A 19,539-nucleotide genomic window follows, 5' to 3' on the forward strand; every position below is an offset into this window, starting at 1 on the left:
CCTACTCCGCGGGAACCGAGTGGAGCGGCACCGGGCCGGCGGCATCGCGGGGCGCCGGCTTCAGGGCCGGGGCGCCGACGCGGAAGCGCCGGTCGGTGAGGGAGAGACCGCCGCCGAGCGCCATCACCACGGCGCCGAGCCAGATCAGCAGCACCAGCGGCTTGTAGTAGAGGCGGATGCCGACGCGGCCGTCGGTCCCGGTCTCGCCGACGCTGGCATAGACCTGGCTCACCCCGATGGTCAGCAGGCCCGCCTCGCTCACCGACATGTTGCGCGAGGCGTAGAAGCGCTTGCCCGGCTCCAGCACGCCGACCGGGACGCCACCCTCGCGGATGGTCAGGTGGGCGACGGTCTCGGTGTAGTTCGGCCCGGTGCGGGGCAGGACGCCCTCCAGCACCGCGACGTAGGGCCCGGCGCGCAGCTCCCCGCCCCGAGGCAGGGTGGCCAGCGCCTCGACGCTCCAGGCCTGGGCGGCGATGCCGATCACTGTGACGCCGACGCCGGCATGCGCCAGCGCCGTGCCCCAGGCCGAGCGCGGCAGGCCGGCGGCCCGGCGCAGCGACAGGCCGAAGGTCTTGCCCCGCGCCCGGGTGACGATTTCGAGGACGGCGCCCAGGATCAGGTAGGCGCCGAGCCCGATGCCGAGCGGGGCGCCGACCGGCCCGCCCCAGGTGACCGCGATGGCGACGAGCGCCACGACGAGCGCGATCGCGAAGCCGACGAACAGCCGCTGGCTCGCCGCCGCGAGGTCGCCGCGCTTCCAGGCCAGCGTCTGGCCGAACGGCACCACGAGGAGCAGCGGCACCGCCAGCGGCACGAAGGTCAGGTTGAAGAACGGCGCGCCCACCGAGATCTTTTCCCCCGTCAGCGATTCCAGTGCCAAGGGATAGAGCGTGCCGACCAGCACCGTGGCGCAGGCCGCGGACAGGAACAGGTTGTTCATCACCAGCGCGCCCTCGCGGGAGATCGGCGCGAACAGCCCGCCCTGGCGCAAGGTCGGGGCCCGCCAGGCGTAGAGCGCCAGCGAGCCGCCGATGAACAGCACCAGGATGCCGAGGATGAAGGTGCCGCGGGTCGGGTCGGTGGCGAAGGTGTGGACCGAGGTGAGCACGCCGGAGCGCACCAGGAAGGTCCCGAGCAGCGACAGCGAGAAGGTCAGGATGGCGAGCAGTACCGTCCAGACCTTGAGCGCGTCGCGCTTCTCCATCACGACGGTGGAGTGGACGAGCGCCGTGCCGGCGAGCCAGGGCATCAGCGAGGCGTTCTCGACCGGGTCCCAGAACCACCAGCCGCCCCAGCCGAGCTCGTAATAGGCCCAGTACGACCCCATGGCGATGCCGACGGTGAGGAAGCACCAGGCCGCCAGCGTCCAGGGCCGCACCGCCCGCGCCCAGGCAGCGTCGATCCGGCCCTCGATCAAGGCCGCGATGGCGAAGGCGAAGGTGATCGAGAAGCCGACATAGCCGAGATAGAGCAGCGGCGGATGGATCGCGAGGCCGGGATCCTGGAGCAGCGGGTTGAGGTCGCGCCCCTCGATCGGGGCCGGGTTGAGCCGGGTGAACGGGTTCGAGGTGATCAGGATGAACAGCAGGAACACCGCCGTGATCGCGGCCTGCACGCCGAGCGTGTTGGCCCGCAGGGTCGGCGGCACGGAATTGCGGGCGAGCGCCACCACGGCGCCGAACAGCGCCAGGATCAGCACCCAGAGCATCATCGAGCCTTCGTGATTCCCCCAGACGCCGGAGATCTTGTAGATCAGCGGCTTCATCGAGTGGGAGTTCTCGACGACGTTCTGGACAGAGAAGTCCGAGGTGACGTGGGCGTAGGTGAGCGCCCCGAACGAGAAGGCGATGCACAGGAAGGTGGCGAGCGCTGCCGGCACCGTCACGCTGCGCAGGACCGGGTCGCCGGTGCGGCTCGCCCAGATCGGCATCACCATCTGCGTCAACGACAGGGCGAGCGCCAGGGCGAGGGCGTAATGACCAACCTCGATCAGCACCAGGGCGACCTTTCGGTAAGCGTGTGTCCATAGGGACGGAAGATCGGCCGACGGGTCTCCCGACCCCGCGTCCTGCCACGGCGGGTCGCGGCCGTCACCTTAGTCCGCTTCCGGCGGCGAGCCGCCAAGACCTTCCGCCGCAGACCTTCCGCCGCAGATCTGCGGTCGCACGGGACGGGCCTACTGGGTGGCGGTGCGCGAGACCGGTCCGGCCTGGCCCTGCGCCGGGGCGCCTTGGGCGGCCGCGCCGCCCTCCTGCCAGCGCCCCTGCGCCTTGAGGGCGTCGGCGACCTCGCGGGGCATGTAGGTCTCGTCGTGCTTGGCCAGCACCGTGTCGGCGCGGAAGGTCCCGTCGGCCTGCAGCACGCCCTCGGTCACCACGCCCTGCCCCTCGCGAAACAGGTCGGGCAGCAGGCCGCGGTAGCGTACCGGGACGGTCGAGCCGGTATCCGTGACGGCGAATTCCACGTGCCCGTCTGCCTCGCGCTTGAGCGAGCCGGCCTCGACCAGCCCGCCGAGGCGGAAGCGCGTGCCCGGCGCGACCTTCTGGCTCGCCACCTCGGTCGGCGAGCGGAAGAACACGATCGTGTCGCGCATCGCCGAGAGGACGAGCCCGAGGGCCACCGCCAGCACGGCGCCGCAGACGACGATGAGGACGGAACGGCGGCGCCGGCGCGTCATGATGCGGATCTCAGGCCGGGTGGCGGGAGAGGAGGGCGGTGCGCGTCATCAGGGGCGTCTCCCGAAGGCCGGCATCGAGGCGCCGGCTCTGTTGGTATCTTTTGCTACGACGCGGGGCGCGCGGCGAGGCGGAAAAAAGCCTGAGGCTCGCCGCGGGGTGATGGCCGATGCCTCGCCCTTCGGACGCTCGCCCCCCAACCCTCCCCCGCAGAGGGGGGAGGGTTGGGGGGCGGTTCTCAAGGCGCCGCCTTCGCGGCACCCAATCCCAGCTCCTGCGCCACGTCCTCCACCGGCGCCAGCTTGCCGGCATCGCTTCCGAGCGCTGCCCGTGCCTGGGCCAGGGTCGCTTCCGCTTTCGGGCGATCACCCAGGACCATGTAGGAGCGCACCAGCCGGCCCCATTCCTCCGGCGAGCCGCCCTTCTCGGCGAGGCGCTGGGCCAGCCCTTCGACCATGCCGCGGATCATCCCGCGCTGTTCCTCGCTCATGCCGGGCCCCTTGCCAGGCGCCGCCGCAGCGGGCGCCGTGCCGTCGAGGCGGGCGAGGCTGTCGCGCACCATCGGCAGCCAGGGCGCGTCGGGGGGCGCGGCCGCTTCCATCGCCGCATAGCGGCTGCGGGCCTGGGCGCGGTCGCCGTCCTGCTCGGCGGCGCGGGCGAGGTAGAATTGCGGCTTGACCGCCTTGGGATCCTGCTTGAGCGCCCGCTCGAAGGCGTCGCGGGCCTTCGAGGAGACGACGCCGTCGCCCGCCGCCGTCAGGGCCTCGCCGTAATCGGCCAGCCGCGTCGCGTCGTCGCCGAGGATCCGCAGGGAATTCTCGTAGGCCTTGATCGCGTCCTCGACGCGCCCGACGCGCAGGTAGACCGGGGCCAGCACCGCCCAGCCGCGCCCGTCCTCCGGGGCCTTGGCGAGGTGTGCCTCGATCTGCGTCACCGCCGCCGCGAGGTCGTTGCCGGCCGACCTGGCATGGGCCAGGCGCTCGGCCTGGGGCTGGGCCGGCAGGTCGGGCGAGCCGTAGATGCCGTAGACGAGGAGCGCCACCAGCGGCACCGTCGAGAGCGCGAAGGCCGAGGCGGCGCGGCGCCGGCGCAGGGCCGGCTCGCCGACCGCACCCGGATTCCGGCCGGGCTCGCGGCTCGCCCGCAGCAGGCGGCGCGCGGCCTCGGCCCGGGCGGCCTCGGCTTCCGGCGCGGCGAGCAGCCCGCGGGCGGCGTCGCGGTCGATCTCGCGCAACTGGTCGCGATAGAAGCCGGTCTCGGTGGCGATCCGCGCCTCGCCTTCGGGGAGGCCCGCGAGGGCCGGGCGGCGCGACATGGGCCAGAGCAGGGCGAGCACCGCCAGGCCGGTCATGAGCGCGAAGATGAGCCAGATCGCCGTCATGACGCTTCTGTATCGCTCCCCCGGGAGCGACACGATTCGCGAGCGTGGCGACACGGTGTCACGCACGGGCCATCCCGCCGGGAACCGGCCGCCTCCTCAGCGCGGTGCCACCGGCCAGAACAGGCTGATCAGCAGCGTGCCGACGACGATCACCATGAGGGAGAGCGGCAGGCCGAGGCGGGCATAGTCGCCGAAGCGGTAGCCGCCCGGGCCCATCACCAGGGTGTTGCACTGGTGGCCGATCGGCGTGAGGAAGTCGCAGGCCGCGCCGACCGACACCGCCATCAGGAACGGATCGGGGTTGAGCCCGAGCTTCAGGGCGAGGCTCGCGCCGATCGGCCCCATCACCAGCACCGTCGCGGCGTTGTTGAGGAACGGCGTCACCGCCATGGCGGCGATGAGCAGGAGGCCGATCGCCGCAATCGGCGGCACCGTCTGCATCGCGTGCGAGAGCGCGCCGGCGATCAGGTCGGTGCCGCCGGTCGCCCGCACCGCGTCGCTCACCGGGATGAGCGCACCGAGCAGCACGATCACCGGCCATTCGATCGTCTCGTAGGCCTCGTGCATGGTCATGACGCGCAGGACCAGCAGCAGCACCGCGGCGCCGAAGAACGCCATCGCCACCGGCACGACGTGGAGGGCGACCAGTGCCATCGCGCCGGCCAGCACCGCGATCGGAATGTAGCTGCGGCGGCTGTGGCCCAGCGCCAGCTTGCGCTCGGCCAGCGGCAGCAGGCCGAACTCGGTGAGGACGTCGGCCAGCCGCTCGGCTTCGGCGCGCAACACCACCACGTCTCCGGCCCGCAGGCGCACGCTGCCGATGCGCCGGGTGATCGCCGCGCCCGAGCGGCTGACCGCGAGGAGCGCGGTGCCGTAGCGCGCCGCGAGGTCGGCCGCCGCGGCATTGGTGCCGGCGAGCGCCGAGCCGTCCGGGATCACCGCCTCGATCACCGTCATCTCGGCCCCCGCCGGCTGGGCGCCGACGAGCGTGAGCTTGGCCCGCGCCACCAGGCGCTCCAGGTCCTCCGGCTCGCCGTCGAGGAGCAGGACGTCGCCGGCGGCGAGCCGCCAGTCCGGTCCCGGCACGTAGCGGCGGAAGCGCTCGCGGATGACGGTCGCCACCGTCACGTCGCCGTCGCCGAGCGCCTCCAGCTCGCCCACCGTGGCGCCGACGAGGGGCGACTCCGCCGGCAGGCAGGCCTCCGTCGTGTAGGCCTCGATCCGGAACGCCGCGGCGAGCGAGCCCGCCGGGCGCCGGTCCCGCGGCAGCAGCCGGTACCCGACCGACAGGAAGGCGAGGCCGGCAACCGCCAGCCCGAGGCCGACCGGCGTGAAGTCGAACATCCCGAAGGGCTCGCCGGTCACGTCGGCCCGCACCTTGGCGACGATGATGTTGGTGGAGGTGCCGACGAGCGTGACGAGGCCGCCGATCAGCGAGGCGAAGGACATCGGCATCAGGAGGAGCGAGGCCGACGTGCCGGTCTTGCGCCCGAGCTGCAACGCCACCGGCATGAAGATGGCGAGGGCACCGATGTTCTTGGTGAAGACCGACAGGCCCATCACCGCGCCGGCGAGCGCCGGCACCTGCTGCCGGGGCTTTCGGAGGTAGGGCAGGAGCGGTCGCATCGCGCTCTCGACGACGCCCGAGCGCGACACGGCGGAGGAAATCACCAGCGCGCTCGCCACGATGATCACCACGTCGTCGGCGAAGCCGTCGAAGGCCTTCGCGGCCGGCACCAGCCCGAGCGCCACGGCGGCGACGAGGGAGAGGAGCGCGACGAGGTCGTAGGGCAGCCGGCCCCAGACGAAGAGCAGGACGGTGACTCCGATGAGGCCGAAGGCGAGGCCCTGGTCGAGGGTCATGCCGGGGATCCTGCGGGGAGGCTCCGGGCGACGGTTCGGGCGCGTGTCATGCCGGGGCGGTGATCCTGCTGCGGGGTATCGGGCCTTCCTAGATTGGGCCGCGCGGGGCGCCGCCCAGGGCGGGCACGCGAAGAGTTTGCGCGGCCGGCACCGTTCCGCCGATGGCGCTCCGGATTCAGCCTCGCGGCCCGGATGAAAGAGCGGGCGCGGGATTGCCTGGAGACGGGTGCGGGCGATCGACGATCGCGCGAGCGCGGTGCAAGAAGGCCGAACCATGCAGGGGGTCAGGGAGCGACGCGAACAGGGCATGCTTCCAAAAGGCGCGCGCCCCTGTGCGCAGCCACTTACTTGACCCTCTCGTCTCCGTCGACCTCACGAATCGACGGGATGAGCAAATGAGTGCCGTCCTCGAGAATCTGGTCGCCGAAGGCCAAGGACAGCTCGTGCTTCTGGCGATCGATCGCGTCCTTGGCAGGGTCGAACCGATCGGCCGTCATGGGCGGGGACTATGCGGGATTTCCGTATAGCCTGCGACGCTGGCCATGAGGAGGCGTACGCGACAACTCACCCTGTGCCTTGTCGCGGGAGGCTGATCCGGCGGAGCCCGCCGGGCGGTCGCACGTTGGTGCCCGACCGCAGGACCCGAGACCCCGCATGAGCTTCGCCTTCCTCACCCGCGCCTTCGGGCGCGGCGACCCGGCCGGGGAGACCGACGAACCGGAGGCCGTCACGGCCCGGGCCTCGCGGCGCGACCGGCGGGCGGGCCGCGCCGACGCGGTGGTGACCGAGGCCCTGAGCCAGAAGGTGCTGCACGCCTTCCTGCAGAACCGACACCAGACCCTGGTGCCGCTGACCCTGAACCTGCGGGTGCTGGAGCCGGCGCAGCGCGACCTCGTGATCCAGGCGATGGCGGCGGCGTTCCTGGCGCAGGGGCGCCGGCAGGATCCGGCCCCGGTGCGGGACGCGCTGGCCCGGATCAGCGCCGCGGAGGCCGAGCGCCAGCGCCTCGACAAGGCGCTCGCCGCGCCGCTGGCTTTGGGCGACCTGCTCGACGCGATCCTGGACGCCGATCTCGGCGCCTATGCCTACGTCGCCTCGCTGCTCGCCGTCGACCAGCGCCGCAGGGTCAACCAGCTCTACCTCGCCTACCTGGCCGAGCGGCTGGGCCTGGCGGAGGACGTCGTATCGAGCCTGCACCGGCGCTACCGGGTCTGAGACTGCGCGCTCGTGGCGCCGGCAGGGGTTTCCCTCGGGGCTTCTCTTGCCGCCGGCGGACCGTTACCCTGACGGGACCGTCGCGCCTCCGATCCCGACCGTTTTCGAGTTCCATGCCCCGCAGCCGACCCGGCGCCCAGTCCCGCGACGAGCCGAACCCGGCGGACGGGCTTCCTCCCACCGGCCCGAGCGGCGCCGGGCCGAATTCTTCCGGGACGCATTCGCCCGGATCCGGCCCCCGCAACCGGCCGGCGCCGCCCTCCGCCGATGCGCGGCTGCTCGCCATCGCCGCGGACCACCTGCGCCGGCTCGGCCACCGGCAGGTGACCGTGGTCGGGGTCGCGGCCGAGGCGGGCATGACCCACGCCAACGTCTACCGCTACTTCCCGTCGAAGACCGCGCTCGTCGACGCCGTGGCGGGCCGCTGGCTGCGGGAGGTCGAGGCCGAGCTCGGCGCCATCGCCGACGCGCCGGACCCTGCCGACGACAAGCTCGAACGCCTGCTGCTGGCCCTCGCCTCGATGCAGCGCGAGGTGCTGGCGCGCGATCCGCACCTGTTCGCCGTCCATCGCGACGCCACCGTCGAGTCCCGGCCGATCGCCCGGCGCCACCGCGGCCGCCTGCGCCAGTTGGTCGAGCGGGTGATCGAGGAGGGGATGAATGCCGGCACCTTCTCGCTGCGCGACCGCGAGCGGGGCCTCGCCTTCATCTTCGACACCAGCCACCGCTTCCTGCACCCGGTCTCGATCCAGCTCGATGTCGAGGTGCCCCGCGACCTGATCGAGGCACGCCTCGGCGCGGTCATCCGGGCGATGCTGCGGATCCTGCGCATCGGAACCCTCTAAGGGCGCTGACAGACGGTCGAAACTGTAACCGTCGCCTCCCGCCATCAGCAAATCGCTGAATTTCAAAGAGAAAATAAATCCGGCGACGCCCCGGAAGTGCCGTCTCGGCCGTGCCTGCGGGCGCCGTGCAAGGCCTTCGGGTTGTCGGCCACGGCTTTTTTCGCCAAAGAGGCACCCGCCGGCGCGGGCTCCTCGCGAGCGGACCCCGGCCCACGACGGTTCCACCACACCGCGAAGGATCGGTTCTCACATGGCACGCAAGAAGATCGCGCTCATCGGCGCTGGACAGATCGGCGGCACGCTCGCGCACCTCGCCGGCCTCAAGGAGCTGGGCGACATCGTGCTGTTCGACATCGCCGACGGCGTGCCGCAGGGCAAGGGCCTCGACATCGCCGAGTCGGCTCCGGTCGACGGCTTCGACGCCAAGTACAGCGGCGCCAGCGACTACAGCGCGATCGCCGGGGCCGACGTGGTGATCGTGACGGCCGGCGTGCCGCGCAAGCCCGGCATGAGCCGCGACGACCTGATCGGCATCAACCTGAAGGTGATGGAAGCGGTCGGCACCGGCATCAAGACCCATGCCCCGAACGCCTTCGTGATCTGCATCACCAACCCGCTCGACGCGATGGTGTGGGCGCTGCAGAAGTTCTCGGGCCTCGACCCGAAGAAGATCGTCGGCATGGCCGGCGTGCTCGACTCGGCCCGCTTCCGCCACTTCCTGGCCGAGGAGTTCCAGGTCTCGGTCGAGGACGTCACCGCCTTCGTGCTCGGCGGCCACGGCGACGACATGGTGCCGCTGGTGCGCTACTCGACGGTGGCCGGCGTGCCGCTGCCCGATCTCGTCAAGATGGGCTGGACCACCCAGGAGAAGCTCGACGCCATGGTCGAGCGGACCCGTAAAGGGGGCGGCGAGATCGTCAACCTGCTCAAGACCGGCTCGGCCTTCTACGCGCCGGCGGCGTCGGCCATCGCGATGGCCGAGAGCTACCTCAAGGACAAGAAGCGGGTCCTGCCCTGCGCGGCCCACCTCACCGGCCAGTACGGCGTCGACGGCCTGTTCATCGGCGTGCCGATCGTGATCGGCGAGAACGGCGTCGAGCGCATCGTCGAGGTCGAGTTCTCCGGTGAGGAGAAGGCGATGTTCGAGAAGTCGGTCAATTCCGTGAAGGGCCTGGTCGAGGCCTGCAAGGGCATCAACGGCGCGCTGGCGTAGCCCATCTGAGCGGCGCGGGATCTTTCCGCGCCGCCTTCCGCCCGCCTGCCCGACGAAAAGAAAGCGTGTCGCCCCATGAACATCCACGAGTATCAAGCCAAGGCCGTCCTCAAGGAGTTCGGCCTGCCGGTCTCGAACGGCCGCGCCATCTTCAAGGCCTCCGAGGCCGAGGCCGCCGCCAAGGAGCTCGGCGGTCCGCTCTGGGTCGTGAAGTCCCAGATCCATGCCGGCGGGCGCGGCAAGGGCAAGTTCAAGGAGGCCGAGGCCGGCGAGAAGGGCGGCGTGCGCCTCGCCAAGTCGGTCGAGGAGGTCAAGGCCTTCTCCGAGCAGATGCTCGGCCGCACCCTCGTGACGGTGCAGACCGGCGAGGCCGGCAAGCAGGTCAACCGCCTCTACATCGAGGACGGCTCGGACATCGAGACCGAGTTCTACCTGTCGATGCTCGTCGACCGCGAGACCGGCAAGGTCGCCTTCGTGGTCTCGACCGAGGGCGGCATGGACATCGAGCAGGTCGCCCACGACACCCCTGAGAAGATCATCACCTTCTCGGTCGACCCGGCCACCGGCGTGATGCCGCATCACGGCCGCGCGGTCGCCAAGGCGCTCGGCCTCACCGGCCCGCTCGCCAAGGAGGCGGAGGATCTGACCACCAAGCTCTACCGGGCGTTCACCGCCAAGGACATGAGCATGCTGGAGATCAACCCGCTCATCGTCACCAAGGACGGGCACCTGAAGTGCCTGGACGCCAAGATCTCGTTCGATTCGAACAGCCTCTACCGTCAGCCGGAGATCGTGCAGCTGCGCGACATCACCGAGGAGGACGAGAAGGAGATCGAGGCCTCGAAGTACGACCTCGCCTACATCGCCCTCGACGGCACCATCGGCTGCATGGTCAACGGCGCCGGCCTCGCGATGGCGACCCTCGACATCATCAAGCTCTACGGCGAGGAGCCGGCGAACTTCCTCGATGTCGGCGGCGGCGCCTCGGAGGAGAAGGTCACTGCGGCCTTCAAGATCATCACCGCCGACCCGAACGTGAAGGGCATCCTGGTCAACATCTTCGGCGGCATCATGAAGTGCGACGTGATCGCCAACGGGGTGATCGCGGCCGTCAAGACGGTGGGCCTCCAGGTCCCGCTGGTGGTGCGCCTCGAGGGCACCAACGTCGAGAAGGGCAAGGAGATCATCCGCTCCTCGGGCCTCAACGTGATCCCGGCCGACGACCTCGACGACGCGGCGCAGAAGATCGTCGCGGCGGTGCGCAAGGGCTGACGCGGCGCATGGGTCCCGGGATGGAGCTGATCGTCATCCTGGTCGTCCTCCCCGTGCTCCTCATGGCATCCATGATCGGTTTGGTCCTGGGTGTCGTCTGGGGAGTTCGGTGGCTGGCGGGACTCCGGGCCGGGATCTTGGCTGGGAGGATCGCACTTGCGGTCCTGGCTCTGCTTCCGATCTGGATGTTCGCCGAGTGCTCGGCCGAGATAAATGCTCCACCCGTGATCGTGGGGAACGAGGCCATCGATAACGACAGCACTTCGCGATCGACGATCCTACTGAGCCTCGTGCTCCTGCCGTCGTCGATCATAAGCGCTTTTGCTGTCTGGAGGTCGATCCGGTCTTTTTCCGACAAAATCAGCCAGATGCACGCCGCCTAATCCGGAGTTCAGATTTCAATGTCCATCCTCATCGACAAGAACACCAAGGTCATCTGCCAGGGCTTCACCGGCAAGAACGGGACCTTCCACTCCGAGCAGGCGATCGCCTACGGCACCAAGATGGTCGGCGGCACCTCGCCGGGGAAGGGCGGCGCGACCCATCTCGGCCTGCCGGTGTTCGACACCGTGAAGGAAGCCCGCCACGCCACCGGCGCCGACGCCTCGGTGGTCTACGTGCCGCCGCCGGGCGCCGCCGACGCGATCTGCGAGGCGATCGACGCCGAGATCCCGCTGATCGTCTGCATCACCGAAGGCATCCCGGTCCTCGACATGGTGCGGGTCAAGCGTTCGCTCGAAGGCTCGAAGTCGCGCCTGATCGGCCCGAACTGCCCCGGCATCGTCACCGCCGGCGAGTCGAAGATCGGCATCATGCCGGCCAACATCTTCCGTCCGGGCTCGGTCGGCATCGTGTCGCGCTCCGGCACGCTGACCTACGAGGCGGTGTTCCAGACCACCAACGAGGGCCTCGGCCAGACCACGGCCGTCGGCATCGGCGGCGACCCGGTCAAGGGCACCGAGTTCATCGACATGCTGGAGATGTTCCTCAAGGACGACAAGACCGAGTCGATTGTGATGATCGGCGAGATCGGCGGCTCGGCCGAGGAAGAGGCGGCGCAGTTCATTCGTGACGAGGCCAAGCGCGGCCGCAAGAAGCCGATGGTCGGCTTCATCGCCGGCCGCACGGCGCCTCCCGGCCGCCGCATGGGCCATGCCGGCGCGATCATCTCGGGCGGCAAGGGCGGCGCCGAGGACAAGATCGCCGCGATGGAGGAGGCGGGCATCCGCGTCTCGCCGTCGCCGGCCCGCCTCGGCAAGACCCTGGTCGAGGTCCTGAAGGGCTGATCGCCCTTCGATCCTTCGCCCCTCGGCCCTTGCCCTTCGCCCCGCGCATGGCAGGCGTGGCGTGCGGAATTTCGGTTCCGCACCCATATCGCAAGCAAACGTCAACTCTCTTGAGTTCGTAAGACACCCTGGCGCCCGGATATCCGGGCGCCCCCACCGTCGACGGACCGCCATCCTCCCGCCTCAACTGGGCCCGAGAAGCCGGCGCACCGATCGACCAGCGCGGATAGACAGATCGCCATGGCACGCCAGGACGCGAACGACGCCCTCCTCGGAACCTCGTTCCTCTACGGAGGCAACGCCGACTACATCGAGGAGCTCTACGCGACCTACACCCGGGACCCCGAGGCGGTGGACCCCGAGTGGCGCAGCTTCTTCTCCGGCCTGAAGGAGGAGAGCGCGATCGTGGTCAAGAACGCGGAAGGCGCGTCCTGGACCAAGCCGAACTGGCCGGTCGCCGCCAACGGCGACATCGTCTCGGCCCTCGACGGCAACTGGGCGCAGATCGAGAAGGCGGTCGGCGAGAAGATCAAGGCCAAGCAGGAGGCCAATGGCCAAGCCATCGCCCCGGCCGACGTGCAGCAGGCCACCAAGGATTCGGTCCGCGCGATCATGCTGATCCGCGCCTACCGCATGCGCGGCCATCTCCACGCCAAGCTCGATCCGCTCGGCCTGCAGCCGCGCGGCGACCACGAGGAGCTGCACCCGCAGCATTACGGCTTCGCCGAGTCCGATTGGGACCGCCCGATCTTCCTCGACAACGTGCTCGGCCTCGAATTCGGCACCATCCGGGAGATCGTCGCGATCCTGGAGCGGACCTACTGCCAGACGCTCGGCGTCGAATTCATGCACATCTCCGATCCGGAGGAGAAGGCGTGGATCCAGGAGCGCATCGAGGGTAAGGACAAGGAGATCTCGTTCACCGAGCAGGGCCGCCGCGCGATCCTCAACAAGATGATCGAGGCGGAAGGCTTCGAGAAGTTTCTGGACCTCAAGTACACGGGCACCAAGCGCTTCGGCCTCGACGGCTCGGAGGCGATGGTTCCGGCGCTCGAGCAGATCATCAAGCGCGGCGGGGCGCTGGGCGTCACCGACATCGTGCTCGGCATGGCCCATCGCGGCCGCCTCAACGTGCTCGCCAACGTGATGTCGAAGCCCTTCCGGGCGATCTTCCACGAGTTCAAGGGCGGTTCGTCCTCGCCGGCGGAGGTCGAGGGCTCGGGTGACGTGAAGTACCACCTCGGCGCGTCGAGCGACCGGGCCTTCGACGGCAACACCGTCCACCTGTCGCTGACCGCGAACCCCTCGCACCTCGAGATCGTCGATCCGGTGGTGCTCGGCAAGGTGCGCGCCAAGCAGGACCAGACCGGCGACGAGCAGCGCTCGACCGTGCTGCCGCTCCTCATCCACGGCGACGCCGCCTTCGCCGGCCAGGGCGTGGTGGCGGAGTGCTTCGGCCTGTCGGGCCTGAAGGGCCACCGCACCGGCGGCTCGATCCACTTCATCATCAACAACCAGATCGGCTTCACCACCGATCCGCGCTTCTCGCGCTCCTCGCCCTATCCGTCCGACGTGGCGAAGATGGTCGAGGCGCCGATCTTCCACTGCAACGGCGACGACCCCGAGGCCGTCACCTTCGCGGCCAAGATCGCCACCGAGTACCGGCAGAAGTTCCACAAGCCGGTGGTGATCGACATGCTCTGCTACCGCCGCTTCGGCCACAACGAGGGCGACGAGCCCGCGTTCACCCAGCCGAAGATGTACCAGATCATCCGCAAGCACCCCTCGACGCTGGAGACCTACGGCAAGCGGCTGACCGCGAGCGGCGTGGTGAGCGAGAAGGAGCTGGAGGACCGCAAGGCCGAGTTCCGCACGACCCTCGACAGCGAGTTCGACATCGCCACCGCCTACAAGGCCAACAAGGCCGACTGGCTCGACGGCCGCTGGTCGGGCCTGAAGGCGGTGCGCGAGGACGAGGACGATCCGCGCCGCGGCCGCACCGGCGTGCCGGCCGACACCCTGCGGGAGATCGGGAAAGCCATCACCACGGTGCCGCAGGACTTCCACCTGCACCGCACCATCCGGCGCTTCCTCGACAACCGCGCCAAGGCGATCGAGACCGGCGAGGGCCTGGACTGGGCCACCGCCGAGGCGCTCGCCTTCGGCTCGCTCCTCACGGAAGGACACCGGGTCCGCCTGTCGGGCCAGGACGTCGAGCGCGGCACCTTCTCGCAGCGCCACTCGGTGGTGATCGACCAGGAGAATGAGGAGCGCTACACGCCCCTCAACCACATCAAGGACGGCCAGAGCCGCTACGAGGTCATCAACTCGATGCTCTCGGAGGAGGCGGTGCTCGGCTTCGAGTACGGCTACTCGCTGGCCGAGCCGAACTCCCTGGTGCTGTGGGAGGCGCAGTTCGGCGACTTCGCCAACGGCGCGCAGGTCGTGGTCGACCAGTTCATCAGCAGCGGCGAGCGCAAGTGGCTGCGCATGTCGGGTCTCGTGATGCTCCTGCCGCACGGCTACGAGGGCCAGGGCCCGGAGCACTCGTCGGCGCGTCTCGAGCGCTACCTGCAGATGTGCGCCGAGGACAACATGCAGGTCGCCAACTGCACGACGCCCTCGAACTACTTCCACATCCTGCGCCGCCAGCTGAAGCGGGACTTCCGCAAGCCGCTGGTGCTGATGACCCCGAAGTCGCTGCTGCGCCACAAGCGGGCGGTCTCGGCGCTGTCGGACATCGCCGAGGGCTCGACCTTCCACCGGGTGCTGTGGGACGACGCCGAGAAGGCGCAGGACGGCGTGAAGCTGTCGAAGGACGACAAGGTCCGGCGCGTCGTGCTCTGCTCGGGCAAGGTCTATTACGACCTGTTCGAGGAGCGCGAGAAGCGCGGCATCTCCGACGTGTACCTGATGCGCGTCGAGCAGCTGTACCCGTTCCCGCTGAAGTCGCTGGCCACCGAGATCTCCCGGTTCCGCAACGCCGAGGTGGTGTGGTGCCAGGAGGAGCCCAAGAACATGGGCTCGTGGGCCTTCGTCGAGCCCTACCTGGAATGGGTCCTCAACCAGGCCGGCTCCGCCTCCAAGCGTCCGCGCTACGTCGGCCGTCCGGCCTCGGCCTCGACGGCCGTCGGCCTGATGTCGAAGCACCTCGACCAGCTCCAGGCCTTCCTCAACGAGGCCCTGGCGGTCTGATCCCAGGTCGCCTCCCAAGTCACCGGCGCCCCATGAGGGGCGCCGCCTGAATGTTTCCGGGCGACCCCCCATCGCCCCAACCCTGACGGAAGACATGGCCACCGAAATCCGCGTCCCGACGCTCGGCGAGTCCGTGAGCGAGGCCACGATCGGCCGCTGGTTCAAGAAGCCCGGCGACACCGTGAAGGCCGACGAGCCCCTGGTCGAGCTCGAGACCGACAAGGTCACCCTCGAGGTCAACGCCCCGGCCTCCGGCCAGCTCGGCGACATCGTCGCCAAGGACGGCGAGACGGTGGAGCCCGGCGCGCTCCTCGGCTCGATCGTCGAGGGCGGCGCCTCCGCCGGCAACGGTGCGGCCCCGAAGGCCGAGGCTCCCAAGGCCGAGGCCCCGAAGGCCGCCGCCGAGGCGCCGGCCAAGTCGTCGTCCGCCTCCTACGGCAGCCACGGCGACGCCGCACCGAAGGGCCACGCCTCGGGCGATCACGGCCCGGCCGTCGCGCGCCTCGCCCATGAATCCGGCGTCGATCCGTCGTCGCTCAAGGGCAGCGGCAAGGACGGCCGCGTCACCAAGGGCGACATGCTCTCGGCGATCTCGTCCGGCGCCTCCGCTCCCGCCCCGGCCCCGGCCCCGCAGGTCGCCCGCGCCCCGTCCGCCCCGGACGATGCCTCCCGCGAGGAGCGGGTGCGCATGACCAAGCTGCGCCAGACCATCGCCCGGCGCCTCAAGGACGCGCAGAACACCGCCGCCATGCTGACGACGTTCAACGACGTCGACATGGGCGCCGTGATGGCCCTGCGCCAGCAGTACAAGGACGTGTTCGAGAAGAAGCACGGCGCCAAGCTCGGCTTCATGGGCTTCTTCACCAAGGCGGTGATCGGCGCCCTGAAGGACGTGCCGGCGGTCAACGCCGAGATCGACGGCCAGGACATCGTCTACAAGAACTACTACCACGTCGGCATCGCCGTCGGCACCGACAAGGGCCTGGTCGTGCCGGTGGTCCGCGACGCCGACCGGCTGTCGATCTCGGGCATCGAGAAGGCCATCACCGGCTTCGGCCGCAAGGCCCGCGACGGCAAGCTGTCGATCGAGGACATGCAGGGCGGCACGTTCACGATCACCAACGGCGGCATCTACGGCTCGCTGATGTCGACCCCGATCCTCAACGCGCCGCAATCGGGCATCCTCGGCATGCACCGCATCGAGGAGCGGCCGGTCGTGCGCAACGGCAAGATCGAGGCGCGGCCGATGATGTACCTCGCCCTGTCCTACGATCACCGCATCGTCGACGGGAAGGAGGCCGTGACCTTCCTGGTGCGGGTCAAGGAGGCCCTGGAGGATCCGGCGCGCCTCGTGCTCGACCTGTAAGGCTTGGTTGAAACCAGCCCCTTCCCCGCCCGGGGGAGGGGCCTCTCGCATCGGGGAGCACGACGATGACGGACAAGGTCCTGGTGGTCACCGGCGGCAGCCGCGGCATCGGCCGGGCGGTCGCCTTGCGCGCCGCGCGGGCCGGCTGGCGGATCTGCTTCTCCTACGTCGCGGCCAAGGACGCCGCCGATGCCCTGGTGCGGGAGATCGAGGATCTCGGCGGCACCGCGCTCGCCGTCAGGAGCGACGTCGCGGTCGAGGACGACATCCGGGCCCTGTTCCAGGCGGCCGACGGCCTGGGTCAGCTCGGCGGCCTCGTCAACAACGCGGGCGTCGTCGACTACGCCGCGCGCGTCGACGAGATGACACCCGCCCGCCTTCACCGCATGATGACCACCAACGTCGTCGGCTCGTTCCTGTGCGCCGGCGAGGCGGTGCGGCGGATGTCGACCCGCCACGGCGGGCAGGGCGGCGTCATCGTCAACCTGTCCTCGGTCGCGGCCCGCCTCGGCGCGCCGGGCCAGTACGTCGATTACGCGGCGTCGAAGGGCGCCATCGACACCCTCACCACCGGCCTCGCCGGCGAGGTCGCCGCGGAAGGGATCCGGGTCAACGGCGTCGCCCCCGGCCTGATCGAGACCGAAATCCATGCCAGCGGCGGCCAGCCCGACCGGCTGGCGCGGCTCAGTCCCCTGGTGCCGATGAAGCGCGCCGGCACCGCCGACGAGGTCGCGGCCGCGGTGCTGTGGCTCCTGTCGGACGAGGCCTCCTACGCCACCGGCGCGACCCTGACGATCTCGGGCGGCCGCTGAGCATCATTCGCCGACGTGGTCGCCGGTTCGGCGGCGACGAAGAGGCAAGAACAAGGAATTCGGGAGAGCGGCGTCCTGCCGCTCTGCTGAGCCGTCATCGCTCCACTCATTCATCGGCGGCGGCCCACCGGCCCGCCGCTTCCAACCTCGCGAGTCCTGTATGTCCTCCTACGATCTCGTCGTCATCGGCACCGGCCCCGGCGGTTACGTCTGTGCGCTCCGCGCCGCCCAGCTCGGCCTGAAGACCGCCGTGGTCGAGAAGCGCCCGGCCCACGGCGGCACCTGCCTGAACGTCGGCTGCATCCCGTCGAAGGCTCTGCTCCACGCCTCCGAGGCGTTCGAGGAGGCCACCAAGCACTTCCCCGTGCTCGGCATCACCGTCGGCGAGCCGAAGCTCGATCTGGCCAAGATGATGGCGTTCAAGCAGGAGGGCATCGACGGCAACACCAAGGGCGTGGCGTTCCTGCTCAAGAAGAACGGCATCGATTCCGTCCAGGGGACCGGGCGTCTCGCCGGGGCCGGCCGGGTCGAGGTCACCTCGGAGGACGGCGCCAACCAGATCCTGGAGGCCAGGAACGTCGTCATCGCGACGGGCTCGGACGTCGCCAACCTGCCGGGCGTCACCATCGACGAGGAGGTCGTGGTCTCCTCCACCGGCGCCCTCGACCTGACCAAGGTCCCGGGCAAGCTCGTGGTCATCGGCGCCGGCGTGATCGGCCTCGAACTCGGCTCGGTCTGGCGCCGTCTCGGCGCCGAGGTCACGGTGGTCGAGTACCTGGACCGGATCCTGCCGGGCATGGACGGCGAGGTCGGCAAGCAGTTCCAGCGCATCCTCCAGAAGCAGGGCATCCAGTTCCGCCTGTCGCAGAAGGTCACGGGTGTCGAGCGCACGGGTGCCGGTGCCAAGGTCACGGTCGAGCCGGCCGCGGGCGGCACCGCCGAGACCCTGGAGGCCGACGTGGTCCTCGTCGCCATCGGCCGCACGCCCTACACGGCGGGCCTCGGCCTGGAGACGGTCGGCGTCCAGCTCGACAACAAGGGCCGGATCCAGACCGACGACCGCTACGCCACCAACGTCACCGGCATCTACGCGATCGGCGACGTGATCGCCGGCCCGATGCTCGCCCACAAGGCCGAGGACGAGGGCGTCGCGGTGGCGGAGATTCTCGCCGGCAAGGCCGGCCACGTGAATTACGGCGTGATTCCCAACGTGGTCTACACCACGCCCGAGGTCGCCTCGGTCGGCAAGTCCGAGGAGGAACTGAAGAAGGACGGGATCGCCTACAACATCGGCAAGTTCCCGTTCACGGCGAACGGCCGCGCCAAGGTGAACCACACCACCGACGGCTTCGTGAAGGTGCTGGCCGATGCCGCCACCGACCGGGTGCTCGGCGTCCACATCGTCGGGCCCGATGCCGGCAACCTCATCATGGAGGTCGCGGTGGCGATGGAGTTCGGCGCCTCCTCCGAGGACATCGCCCGCACCTGCCACGCCCACCCGACCCTGACCGAGGCGGTGAAGGAAGCCGCGCTCGCGGTGGAGAAGCGCGCGCTGCACATGTGAGGTTCCCGCGACGGCGCCGCCCATGACCCTCCCCCGCTGCGAAGCAGGGCGGGAGAGGGGACGCCGCTTCCGGAAATGCCTGAACCGTTCTGAAGGGCGCCGCTTCCGAAGCCGTCGCGCCGCCCCTCTCGGTGGGACGTCGTCCCGCTGCGCTCGCGCCGCTCGCCACCCTCCCCCGCGGAGGGGGGAGGGTTGGGCGCCGCGCTCGATGAGTTCTCGAGTCGAAGGATCCACCGCGATGGACAACGCGGCAGCAAGCGGGACCATCACACCCCCCGCGGTCATCGTGGTCATGGGCGTCTCCGGCTCGGGCAAGAGCACGGTGGCGAGCCTGCTCGCCGGCCGGCTCGGCTGGGAGTTCGAGGACGGCGACGATTTCCATCCGGCCGCCAATGTCGAGAAGATGCAGGCCGGCACCCCGCTCACCGACGAGGACCGCTGGCCCTGGCTCGCCGCGATCGCGGCGTGGATCGACCGGGTCCGCGCCGAGGGGCGGCACGGCGTGGTCACCTGCTCGGGCCTCAAGCGGGCCTATCGCGAGATCCTGGTCGGGGACCGGCCGGACGTGCGCCTCGTCTACCTGAAGGGCGACCGCGATCTGATCGGCCGGCGCATGGCCGCCCGGCACGGGCATTTCATGCCGACGAGCCTGCTCGACAGCCAGTTCCGCACCCTGCAGGTGCCCGCGCCCGACGAGAATCCCCTGGTGGTCTCGGTCGGCGGCACGCCGCAGCAGATCGTCGCCGAGATAGTCGGGACGCTGACCGGACGAGCACCTTGACGCCCCCGGGCGGGGCCGAAGAGATGCCGATTATGCCTGGTTTTTGACAGTTCGCGGCGCCCGTGCCA

The 19,539-nt window shown here is 70.1% G+C and carries 16 protein-coding genes; 11 read left to right on the plus strand and 5 right to left on the minus strand.

Annotated elements, in window-relative coordinates; all coding sequences use genetic code 11:
- Position 1: 1 nt before the first annotated feature.
- The 5 genes from G4G93_RS06405 to G4G93_RS06425 form a co-directional block, all read right to left on the minus strand.
- The gene (locus G4G93_RS06405) at positions 2-1,999 is read right to left on the minus strand and encodes a heme lyase CcmF/NrfE family subunit (protein WP_165082362.1); all 1,998 of its coding nucleotides are present in this window, start codon (positions 1,997-1,999) and stop codon (positions 2-4) included.
- Between the two features lie 180 nt (positions 2,000-2,179).
- Positions 2,180-2,680, minus strand: coding sequence for a cytochrome c maturation protein CcmE (gene ccmE, locus G4G93_RS06410; protein WP_165082364.1), 501 nt, complete (start codon positions 2,678-2,680; stop codon positions 2,180-2,182).
- Positions 2,681-2,916: 236 nt separating this feature from the next.
- Entirely contained in the window at positions 2,917-4,059 is a 1,143-nt protein-coding gene (ccmI, locus tag G4G93_RS06415) for a c-type cytochrome biogenesis protein CcmI (RefSeq protein ID WP_165082366.1), read from the minus strand.
- A gap of 96 nt (positions 4,060-4,155) precedes the next feature.
- Complete coding sequence (locus G4G93_RS06420) at positions 4,156-5,922, minus strand: SLC13 family permease (RefSeq protein ID WP_165082368.1); 1,767 nt, start codon at positions 5,920-5,922, stop codon at positions 4,156-4,158.
- A 344-nt stretch (positions 5,923-6,266) separates the two neighbouring features.
- Positions 6,267-6,419, minus strand: coding sequence for a BrnT family toxin (locus tag G4G93_RS06425; RefSeq protein WP_165082370.1), 153 nt, complete (start codon positions 6,417-6,419; stop codon positions 6,267-6,269).
- Between the two features lie 157 nt (positions 6,420-6,576).
- On the opposite strand from G4G93_RS06425, the gene G4G93_RS06430 reads away from it, so the two are divergent.
- The 11 genes from G4G93_RS06430 (at position 6,577) to G4G93_RS06480 (ending at position 19,471) form a co-directional block, all read left to right on the plus strand.
- Positions 6,577-7,137 (plus strand): DUF533 domain-containing protein, encoded by a 561-nt coding sequence (locus tag G4G93_RS06430; RefSeq protein ID WP_165082372.1) that lies wholly within the window; start codon positions 6,577-6,579, stop codon positions 7,135-7,137.
- Positions 7,138-7,412: 275 nt separating this feature from the next.
- Positions 7,413-7,982 carry a TetR/AcrR family transcriptional regulator gene (locus tag G4G93_RS06435; RefSeq protein WP_395413716.1) on the plus strand — a complete coding sequence of 190 codons (570 nt, stop codon included), beginning with the start codon at positions 7,413-7,415 and terminating at the stop codon, positions 7,980-7,982.
- A 250-nt stretch (positions 7,983-8,232) separates the two neighbouring features.
- Entirely contained in the window at positions 8,233-9,195 is a 963-nt protein-coding gene (gene mdh / locus G4G93_RS06440) for a malate dehydrogenase (RefSeq protein WP_139033825.1), read from the plus strand.
- 75 nt (positions 9,196-9,270) lie between these two features.
- A complete protein-coding gene (sucC, locus tag G4G93_RS06445) occupies positions 9,271-10,467 on the plus strand; it encodes an ADP-forming succinate--CoA ligase subunit beta (protein ID WP_165082376.1) in 1,197 nt (398 codons plus the stop codon).
- A gap of 20 nt (positions 10,468-10,487) precedes the next feature.
- On the plus strand, positions 10,488-10,850 hold the full coding sequence (locus G4G93_RS06450; RefSeq protein WP_165082378.1) for a hypothetical protein: 363 nt from the start codon (positions 10,488-10,490) through the stop codon (positions 10,848-10,850).
- 18 nt (positions 10,851-10,868) lie between these two features.
- Positions 10,869-11,753, plus strand: a complete 885-nt coding sequence (gene sucD, locus G4G93_RS06455; RefSeq protein WP_109958687.1) for a succinate--CoA ligase subunit alpha — start codon at positions 10,869-10,871, stop codon at positions 11,751-11,753.
- A 240-nt stretch (positions 11,754-11,993) separates the two neighbouring features.
- A complete protein-coding gene (locus tag G4G93_RS06460) occupies positions 11,994-14,948 on the plus strand; it encodes a 2-oxoglutarate dehydrogenase E1 component (protein WP_165082380.1) in 2,955 nt (984 codons plus the stop codon).
- 94 nt (positions 14,949-15,042) lie between these two features.
- Positions 15,043-16,314: a 2-oxoglutarate dehydrogenase complex dihydrolipoyllysine-residue succinyltransferase gene (odhB, locus tag G4G93_RS06465; RefSeq protein WP_165082382.1), complete on the plus strand. Its 1,272-nt coding sequence runs from the start codon at positions 15,043-15,045 to the stop codon at positions 16,312-16,314.
- Between the two features lie 65 nt (positions 16,315-16,379).
- Positions 16,380-17,126 carry an SDR family oxidoreductase gene (locus tag G4G93_RS06470; protein ID WP_165082384.1) on the plus strand — a complete coding sequence of 249 codons (747 nt, stop codon included), beginning with the start codon at positions 16,380-16,382 and terminating at the stop codon, positions 17,124-17,126.
- 160 nt (positions 17,127-17,286) lie between these two features.
- Positions 17,287-18,690 (plus strand): dihydrolipoyl dehydrogenase, encoded by a 1,404-nt coding sequence (lpdA, locus tag G4G93_RS06475; protein ID WP_165082386.1) that lies wholly within the window; start codon positions 17,287-17,289, stop codon positions 18,688-18,690.
- A 238-nt stretch (positions 18,691-18,928) separates the two neighbouring features.
- Positions 18,929-19,471 carry a gluconokinase gene (locus G4G93_RS06480; RefSeq protein ID WP_165082388.1) on the plus strand — a complete coding sequence of 181 codons (543 nt, stop codon included), beginning with the start codon at positions 18,929-18,931 and terminating at the stop codon, positions 19,469-19,471.
- The last annotated feature ends 68 nt before the right edge of the window (positions 19,472-19,539 follow it).

Origin of the sequence: Methylobacterium sp. DB0501, assembly GCF_011043735.1 — a bacterium.
In the GTDB taxonomy this organism is placed as follows: Bacteria; Pseudomonadota; Alphaproteobacteria; order Rhizobiales; family Beijerinckiaceae; genus Methylobacterium; species Methylobacterium alsaeris.

What these genes read in the sequence shown, in the direction of transcription:
- ccmE (WP_165082364.1), bottom strand. Translation starts at nt 2,680, where the DNA reads ATGACGCGCCGGCGCCGCCGTTCCGTCCTCATCGTCGTCTGCGGCGCC.
- ccmI (WP_165082366.1), bottom strand. Translation starts at nt 4,059, where the DNA reads ATGACGGCGATCTGGCTCATCTTCGCGCTCATGACCGGCCTGGCGGTG.
- G4G93_RS06420 (WP_165082368.1), bottom strand. Translation starts at nt 5,922, where the DNA reads ATGACCCTCGACCAGGGCCTCGCCTTCGGCCTCATCGGAGTCACCGTC.
- G4G93_RS06425 (WP_165082370.1), bottom strand. Translation starts at nt 6,419, where the DNA reads ATGACGGCCGATCGGTTCGACCCTGCCAAGGACGCGATCGATCGCCAG.
- G4G93_RS06430 (WP_165082372.1), top strand. Translation starts at nt 6,577, where the DNA reads ATGAGCTTCGCCTTCCTCACCCGCGCCTTCGGGCGCGGCGACCCGGCC.
- mdh (WP_139033825.1), top strand. Translation starts at nt 8,233, where the DNA reads ATGGCACGCAAGAAGATCGCGCTCATCGGCGCTGGACAGATCGGCGGC.
- sucC (WP_165082376.1), top strand. Translation starts at nt 9,271, where the DNA reads ATGAACATCCACGAGTATCAAGCCAAGGCCGTCCTCAAGGAGTTCGGC.
- G4G93_RS06450 (WP_165082378.1), top strand. Translation starts at nt 10,488, where the DNA reads ATGGAGCTGATCGTCATCCTGGTCGTCCTCCCCGTGCTCCTCATGGCA.
- sucD (WP_109958687.1), top strand. Translation starts at nt 10,869, where the DNA reads ATGTCCATCCTCATCGACAAGAACACCAAGGTCATCTGCCAGGGCTTC.
- G4G93_RS06460 (WP_165082380.1), top strand. Translation starts at nt 11,994, where the DNA reads ATGGCACGCCAGGACGCGAACGACGCCCTCCTCGGAACCTCGTTCCTC.
- odhB (WP_165082382.1), top strand. Translation starts at nt 15,043, where the DNA reads ATGGCCACCGAAATCCGCGTCCCGACGCTCGGCGAGTCCGTGAGCGAG.
- G4G93_RS06470 (WP_165082384.1), top strand. Translation starts at nt 16,380, where the DNA reads ATGACGGACAAGGTCCTGGTGGTCACCGGCGGCAGCCGCGGCATCGGC.
- lpdA (WP_165082386.1), top strand. Translation starts at nt 17,287, where the DNA reads ATGTCCTCCTACGATCTCGTCGTCATCGGCACCGGCCCCGGCGGTTAC.
- G4G93_RS06480 (WP_165082388.1), top strand. Translation starts at nt 18,929, where the DNA reads ATGGACAACGCGGCAGCAAGCGGGACCATCACACCCCCCGCGGTCATC.